Origin of the sequence: Pseudaquabacterium rugosum (genome assembly GCF_038066575.1) — a bacterium.
Taxonomy (GTDB): Bacteria; Pseudomonadota; Gammaproteobacteria; order Burkholderiales; family Burkholderiaceae_C; genus Pseudaquabacterium; species Pseudaquabacterium rugosum.
Map to the genome: position 1 here is coordinate 161,751 of NZ_JBBUTF010000017.1, position 6,237 is coordinate 167,987.

Below are 6,237 nucleotides of genomic sequence, written 5' to 3' on the forward strand. Positions count from 1 at the left end.
GCGCCGGCCGCAGGCGCCGGGGGGGCGCCGTCTGTTGCGGCTTGTGGCGGCCCGCGGGAGGGCCTCAGCCCGCCAGACGCACGACCTGCTCGTGACCCGTGCCGCCGGTCGCCACCCCGTGGCGGCGGCACGATTCACCGAAGGTCTCGCGTGCGCAGTCGTGGCAGCGCCCGCAGGCCGACGCCACGCCGGTGTCGTCCTGCAGCAGATCGAAGCAGTGGGTGCCCTGGCGCACGGCGAGATCGATGTCGCGGTCGGACACCTTGTGGCACAGGCAGACGATCATGGTGGGCTCCGTCAGGCATTTCAGTCTGGACGGGCCGCAGTATGAACGTGATGCGAATGATTCGCAATGTCGGTCGCAAGACCCCGTGTCACCGCGGGCCTTGTGCGCACCGGTCGCCGGACAGGCTCAGGACGCCGCTTCGTCCATCTGGCTCTGCAGCCAGTTCTGCTCACCGACCTTGGCCACCAGCTCGATCTGGGTCTCCAGATGGTCGATGTGCTCTTCGGTGTCGTCGAGGATGTCGGCCAGCAGCTCGCGGGTGACGAAGTCGCGCACGGTCTCGCAGTGCACGATGGCTTCCTTGAGCAGGGCATGTGAGCCCTGTTCCATCTTGAGGTCGCAGTGCAGGATCTCGACCGCGTTCTCGCCGATCAGCAGCTTGCCCAGGTCCTGCAGATTGGGCAGGCCTTCGAGCATCAGGATGCGGTCCATCAGCCGATCGGCGTGCTTCATCTCCTCGATCGACTCGTGGTACTCGTGCTTGGCCATGCGACCGAAGCCCCAGTGCTTGAGCATGCGGTAGTGCATGAAGTACTGGTTGATCGCCGTCAGCTCGTTCTTGAGCTGGGCGTTCAGGTAGCGCAGCACGTCGGGATCGCCTTGCATCGCGTCTGTCCTCCGGGCCCTGGGCCCCGTATCTCGTAGGGACGTCGATTGTCGCCCGACCCGGCCGCGCCTGTCGGGGGTCAGGCATCGCCGTTCCGTCCGGCGGCGTGGCGTGGCCGCCACGATCCACGGCGTGGCGGCCGGACGCCCCAACGCACGACGGCCGACAGGCCCGTTGTCGGAGCCTGTCGGCCGTCGCGTGCGGCCGTCGTGGTGCCGCAAACCATGGACCTGTACGGCGTCAGGCCGTCATGCGCAGGCCCTGTTCGCTGACTTCCTCGTCCGGCGTGGCGAGCGTCTTGCCGGGCGCCGCGGCGGTCTGACCCAGCGGGCGGATCTGCTTGGCCAGCAGACCCTTCGGACCTTGCTCCATCACGAAGGTCACCGATGAGCCCTGCTTGAGCGTACGGAACCCCTCCATGTCGATCGCCGAGAAGTGGGCGAAGATGTCCGGGCCACCGCCCTCCGGCTCGATGAAGCCGTAGCCCTTCGCGTCATTGAACCACTTGACCATTCCAACTTGCATTGCGTACTCCCGAGGTTCCCGTGCCCTCGACGGGATGAAGCAAATTCTCGGGATCCGGGTCAAAAAGCGTCAATGCGGAGCTCTGGACGAGGCTCGGTCGTGTTTCCCCTACAGATGGGCGGGGAGCGGCCGATGTTGGCCTGAGGCTTGCTAAGTTGCAGGTGCCGCGGACATTTCTCGACATCGTCCGCCCACCAGCAACCGGCCTCGCGCGTCGCTTTTCACGGCTTGAGTCCGACGCCTCTGGCGCAATATCCGGGTCATGGACACGCGCAAAAGCCGCTCTCTATAGAATGGGTCATGCCTCAGGACGAACCCCCCGTGAACCCGCCGAGGCCTCCGGTCGTGCCACGTCGCGACGACAGTGGCGCGGTGGTGGCCGAGCGCAAGACGGCGCGTACCCAACCGCCGCAGATGTACCAGGTGGTACTGCTCAACGATGACTACACGCCGATGGAATTCGTCGTGATGGTGCTTCAGCAGTTCTTCCGGCTTGATCTCGAGACATCCACGATGATCATGCTGAAGATTCATCACGAAGGTCGAGGGGTGTGCGGCGTCTTCACCAAGGACGTCGCCGCCACCAAGGTAGAACTGGTCCAAGCCGAGGCGCGCCGCGCCGGGCACCCGCTGCAGTGCATTATGGAGGCCGCATGATCGCGCAAGAACTGGAAGTCAGCCTGCACATGGCGTTCGTCGACGCCCGCCAGCAGCGCCATGAGTTCATCACCGTCGAGCACCTGCTGCTCGCGCTGCTGGACAACCCATCCGCCTCCGAAGTCCTCAAGGCCTGCGCAGCCAACATCGATGACCTGCGCAAGAGCCTGACGACCTTCATCAAGGAGAACACGCCGACCGTCAGCGGCACCGAGGAGGTCGACACCCAGCCGACGCTCGGCTTCCAGCGCGTGATCCAGCGCGCCATCATGCATGTGCAGTCCACCGGCACCGGCAAGAAGGAAGTCACCGGCGCCAACGTGCTGGTCGCGATCTTCGGTGAGAAGGACTCCCATGCCGTCTACTACCTGCACCAACAGGGCGTGACGCGTCTGGACGTCGTCAACTACATCGCCCACGGCATCAAGAAGAGCGAGCCGCCCGAGCCCACCGGCAAGGGCGCCGAGGGCTCCGCCGGTGGTGAGGGCGACAAGGAAGACATCGCGGACTCCGGCAAAGGCTCGCCGCTGGACCAGTTCACGCAGAACCTGAACCAGCAGGCCAAGGACGGCAAGATCGATCCGCTCATCGGCCGTGACGCCGAGGTCGAGCGGGTGATCCAGGTCCTGTGCCGTCGGCGCAAGAACAACCCGCTGCTGGTCGGCGAGGCCGGCGTGGGCAAGACCGCCATCGCCGAAGGCCTGGCCTGGCGCATCACCCAGGGCGATGTGCCCGAGGTGCTGGCGCAGTCCACCGTCTACGCGCTCGACATGGGTGCGCTGCTGGCCGGCACCAAGTACCGCGGTGACTTCGAGCAACGGCTCAAGGGCGTGCTCAAGCAGCTCAAGGAGCAGCCCCATGCCGTGCTGTTCGTCGACGAGATCCACACGCTGATCGGTGCCGGTGCGGCCTCGGGCGGGACGCTGGACGCATCCAACCTGCTCAAGCCCGCGCTGTCGTCGGGTTCGATGAAGTGCATGGGCGCGACCACCTTCCAGGAATACCGCGGCATCTTCGAGAAGGACGCGGCGCTGTCGCGGCGCTTCCAGAAGGTCGACGTGGCCGAGCCCACCGTCGAGCAGACGGTCGAGATCCTCAAGGGCCTGAAGTCCCGCTTCGAGGAGCACCACAGCGTGAAGTACGCGCTGGGGGCGCTGCAGGCCGCCGCCGAGCTGTCGGCCAAGTACATCAACGACCGTCACCTGCCCGACAAGGCGATCGACGTGATCGACGAGGCCGGTGCCGCGCAGCGCATCCTGCCCAAGAGCCGGCAGAAGAAGACCATCACGCGCAACGAGGTCGAGGAGATCGTCGCCAAGATCGCGCGCATCCCGCCGGCCTCGGTCAGCAACGACGACCGCGGCAAGCTCAAGAGCCTGGATCGCGATCTGAAGAGCGTGGTCTTCGGTCAGGACGCGGCCGTCGACGTGCTGGCCGCGGCCATCAAGATGGCGCGCTCGGGCCTGGGCAAGGCCGACAAGCCGATCGGTTCCTTCCTGTTCAGTGGCCCCACCGGCGTCGGCAAGACCGAGGTCGCCAAGCAGCTGGCCTACATCCTCGGCATCGAGCTGATCCGCTTCGACATGTCCGAGTACATGGAGCGCCATGCGGTCAGCCGCCTGATCGGTGCGCCTCCGGGCTATGTCGGCTTCGACCAGGGCGGCCTGCTGACCGAGGCGGTCACCAAGAAGCCGCACTGCGTGCTGCTCCTCGACGAGATCGAGAAGGCCCATCCGGACGTCTACAACGTGCTGCTGCAGGTGATGGACCATGGCAGCCTGACCGACAACAACGGGCGCAAGGCCGACTTCCGCAACGTGATCATCATCATGACCACGAACGCGGGCGCCGAGACCATGAACAAGTCGACCATCGGCTTCACCACCGCCCGTGAGGCCGGTGACGAGCTGGCCGACCTCAAGCGCATGTTCACGCCCGAGTTCCGCAACCGGCTCGATGCCCAGGTCTCGTTCCGGCCGCTGACGGAGGAGATCATCCTGCGCGTGGTCGACAAGTTCCTGCTGCAGCTCGAAAGCCAGCTGGCCGAGAAGAAGGTCGAGGTGACCTTCACCGATCCGCTGCGCCAGCATCTGGCCAAGACCGGCTTCGATCCGCTGATGGGCGCGCGGCCGATGCAGCGCCTGATCCAGGACGTGATCCGCCGGGCGTTGGCCGACGAACTGCTGTTCGGTCGTCTGACCGACGGTGGGCGCCTGACGGTCGATCTCGATGACAAGGGCGAGGTGCTGCTGGACATCCAGCCGCCGAAGAAGAGCGACAAGCCCAAGGCCGAGACCACGCCGGCCTGAGTCGGGTCGTCATCCCGGGCGGCATCGGGTCGATGCCGCTCCTGCACGGTCTTCCCCCGGCAGGCCCGTTCCCGTACGAGGGAGCGGGCCTGTCGCGTTTTCAGGGGGGCGCCGGATCCTGGCGGTAGTAGCCGGCCAGCAGCCGGTACAGCGAGGGTGAGGCCTCGCGCAGCGCCTGTGGGCAGACGAAGAAGGCCTCGCTGGCGACGGCGAAGAACTCCTCCGGTGCCTCGGCCGCGTACGGGTCGAGCAGGGTGTCGCGGCCTTCGTCGACGGCGCGGCAGAACTGGCGCCAGCAGCGCTCGAGGGTGGCTTGCCAGCGTGCGCGTGCGGCGGCACCTCCGGGCAGCGGTGGCACGCCGTCGGCCTGGCCATCACCCATGTCCAGCACATGGGCGAACTCGTGGATCACGACGCTGTAGGGCTCGGGCCGTGCGCCGTCGCCGGCACCCGCGGCCTGCACGTCACGCCAGCTCAACATCAGGGGGCCGCCGGCCACGGCCTCGCCGGCCAGCGTCTCCTCGTACTCGTGCACCACGCCGTCGTCGGACAGGTGCTGGCGGGTCACGATCACCCCGTCCGGATGGACCACGATGCCGACGAAGCCGTCGTAGGCCGCCAGTCCCAGGCCGAGCACCGGCAGGCAGGCCTGCATCGCGATGGCCAGCGCGATCTCGTCGGTGATCTCGAGGCCGCCGGCACCGCTGAACTGCTTGCGATCGAGGAACAGGCTGCACAGCGTGCGCAGCCGCTGCAGGTCCTGCGGCGGGCGGACGGCGATGAAGGGCAGGCGCAGCATGGTCTGCTGCCACAGCGGCTCCGGGATCGCACGGCGCGCGAGCGCCCGCTGCAGCCGGTGTCGGCGCCAGCAGCCCAGCGGGTCCCGCCACCAGGGCGGTGCGCCGCTCATGCGGCGGGCCGGGTCGCGTCGCGCGGGTGGAGGCCCTGCGCATCCAGGCGCAACCAGCGCGCGCGCGGGGGGGTGGCCTCCGCATCCCAGTCGCCGAGCACGTGCCGCGTGCCACCGCCGGGCAGCGCATGGCAGCCGGGGCGGTGGGTGTGGCCGTGGATCAAGGTGGTCGCGCCGTGCGTGTGGAGGGCCTGAGCGGCGCAGCCGGGATCGACCTCGCCATAGTCCGCGGCCGGCAGGCCCGCTTGTCGGGCCTGGCTGGCTTCGCGCATGGTGCGGGCCTGGCGTTGGCGCTCGGCCAGCGGCTGGGCCAGGAAGGCCTGCTGCCAGGCCGGCGCCCGCACCTGCGCACGGAAGCGCTGGTAGGCCACGTCATCGACGCACCAGGCGTCGCCATGACCCAGCAGCCAGCGCTGGCCGAAGGCCTCCAGCAGGCAGGGATCGTCGAGCAGCAGGAGGCCTGCATCGGCGGCCATCGCGGCGCCCAGCAGGAAATCGCGGTTGCCCGGCAGGAAGGCCAGCGTGAGCCGTGCCGACGCCTCGCGCAGCACCTGCAGCATCTGCTGTTCGAAGCCCTGGTGGCGCGCGTCGTCGCCGACCCAGGCCTCGAACAGATCACCGAGCATCAGGACCGCGTCGGCATCGGTGTGGCGCAGGTGCTCGCACCACAGTGCCGCGGTGGCCGGTGCCTGCGCATGCAGGTGCACGTCCGACAGCAGGTCGATGCGGCGCCAGTGCGCGGGGGCGACGAGATGACCGAGCGCGGCCGGAGAATCACTCATGGGCGATGGCGGACGAGCCTTGGCGCCCGCCCGGCGATCCTGGCCTCAGAACGTGTGAACGAAATGCGCCCCTGAACCGTTGAGCATTGCATGGACGCTACGACGGTTGGAGACGAGGGTGAGCAGACCCAACAAGGTCTGTTCGGTGAAGGGGAGTTGCC

Annotated in this window: 7 protein-coding genes; 2 read left to right on the forward strand and 5 right to left on the reverse strand. The window is 67.7% G+C overall.

Annotated features, from left to right (window positions below; genetic code table 11):
* Positions 1 to 64: 64 nt before the first annotated feature.
* The 3 genes from AACH11_RS18380 to AACH11_RS18390 all read right to left on the reverse strand — a co-directional run bounded on the left by AACH11_RS18380 (position 65) and on the right by AACH11_RS18390 (position 1,418).
* Positions 65 to 286 carry a (2Fe-2S)-binding protein gene (locus AACH11_RS18380; RefSeq protein ID WP_341375710.1) on the reverse strand — a complete coding sequence of 74 codons (222 nt, stop codon included), beginning with the start codon at positions 284 to 286 and terminating at the stop codon, positions 65 to 67.
* Positions 287 to 412: 126 nt separating this feature from the next.
* On the reverse strand, positions 413 to 892 hold the full coding sequence (bfr, locus tag AACH11_RS18385; protein ID WP_341375711.1) for a bacterioferritin: 480 nt from the start codon (positions 890 to 892) through the stop codon (positions 413 to 415).
* Between the two features lie 241 nt (positions 893 to 1,133).
* Positions 1,134 to 1,418, reverse strand: a complete 285-nt coding sequence (locus AACH11_RS18390; RefSeq protein ID WP_341375712.1) for a cold-shock protein — start codon at positions 1,416 to 1,418, stop codon at positions 1,134 to 1,136.
* A gap of 300 nt (positions 1,419 to 1,718) precedes the next feature.
* On the opposite strand from AACH11_RS18390, the gene clpS reads away from it, so the two are divergent.
* Both clpS and clpA read left to right on the forward strand, forming a co-directional pair.
* On the forward strand, positions 1,719 to 2,075 hold the full coding sequence (clpS, locus tag AACH11_RS18395) for an ATP-dependent Clp protease adapter ClpS (protein ID WP_341375713.1): 357 nt from the start codon (positions 1,719 to 1,721) through the stop codon (positions 2,073 to 2,075).
* A complete protein-coding gene (clpA, locus tag AACH11_RS18400; protein ID WP_341375714.1) occupies positions 2,072 to 4,384 on the forward strand; it encodes an ATP-dependent Clp protease ATP-binding subunit ClpA in 2,313 nt (770 codons plus the stop codon). Before clpS ends, clpA begins: the two co-directional genes overlap by 4 nt.
* Before the next feature lie 100 nt (positions 4,385 to 4,484).
* Here the strand turns inward: clpA and AACH11_RS18405 are convergent, their stop codons facing one another.
* Together AACH11_RS18405 and AACH11_RS18410 are read right to left on the reverse strand one after the other, a co-directional pair.
* The gene (locus tag AACH11_RS18405; protein ID WP_341375715.1) at positions 4,485 to 5,294 is read right to left on the reverse strand and encodes a M90 family metallopeptidase; all 810 of its coding nucleotides are present in this window, start codon (positions 5,292 to 5,294) and stop codon (positions 4,485 to 4,487) included.
* Positions 5,291 to 6,076: a UDP-2,3-diacylglucosamine diphosphatase gene (locus tag AACH11_RS18410; protein WP_341375716.1), complete on the reverse strand. Its 786-nt coding sequence runs from the start codon at positions 6,074 to 6,076 to the stop codon at positions 5,291 to 5,293. The genes AACH11_RS18405 and AACH11_RS18410 overlap by 4 nt, the downstream gene beginning before the upstream one ends.
* Positions 6,077 to 6,237: the final 161 nt, after the last annotated feature.

What these genes read in the sequence shown, in the direction of transcription:
- clpS (WP_341375713.1), top strand. Translation starts at nt 1,719, where the DNA reads ATGCCTCAGGACGAACCCCCCGTGAACCCGCCGAGGCCTCCGGTCGTG.
- AACH11_RS18380 (WP_341375710.1), bottom strand. Translation starts at nt 286, where the DNA reads ATGATCGTCTGCCTGTGCCACAAGGTGTCCGACCGCGACATCGATCTC.
- clpA (WP_341375714.1), top strand. Translation starts at nt 2,072, where the DNA reads ATGATCGCGCAAGAACTGGAAGTCAGCCTGCACATGGCGTTCGTCGAC.
- AACH11_RS18410 (WP_341375716.1), bottom strand. Translation starts at nt 6,076, where the DNA reads ATGAGTGATTCTCCGGCCGCGCTCGGTCATCTCGTCGCCCCCGCGCAC.
- bfr (WP_341375711.1), bottom strand. Translation starts at nt 892, where the DNA reads ATGCAAGGCGATCCCGACGTGCTGCGCTACCTGAACGCCCAGCTCAAG.
- AACH11_RS18405 (WP_341375715.1), bottom strand. Translation starts at nt 5,294, where the DNA reads ATGAGCGGCGCACCGCCCTGGTGGCGGGACCCGCTGGGCTGCTGGCGC.
- AACH11_RS18390 (WP_341375712.1), bottom strand. Translation starts at nt 1,418, where the DNA reads ATGCAAGTTGGAATGGTCAAGTGGTTCAATGACGCGAAGGGCTACGGC.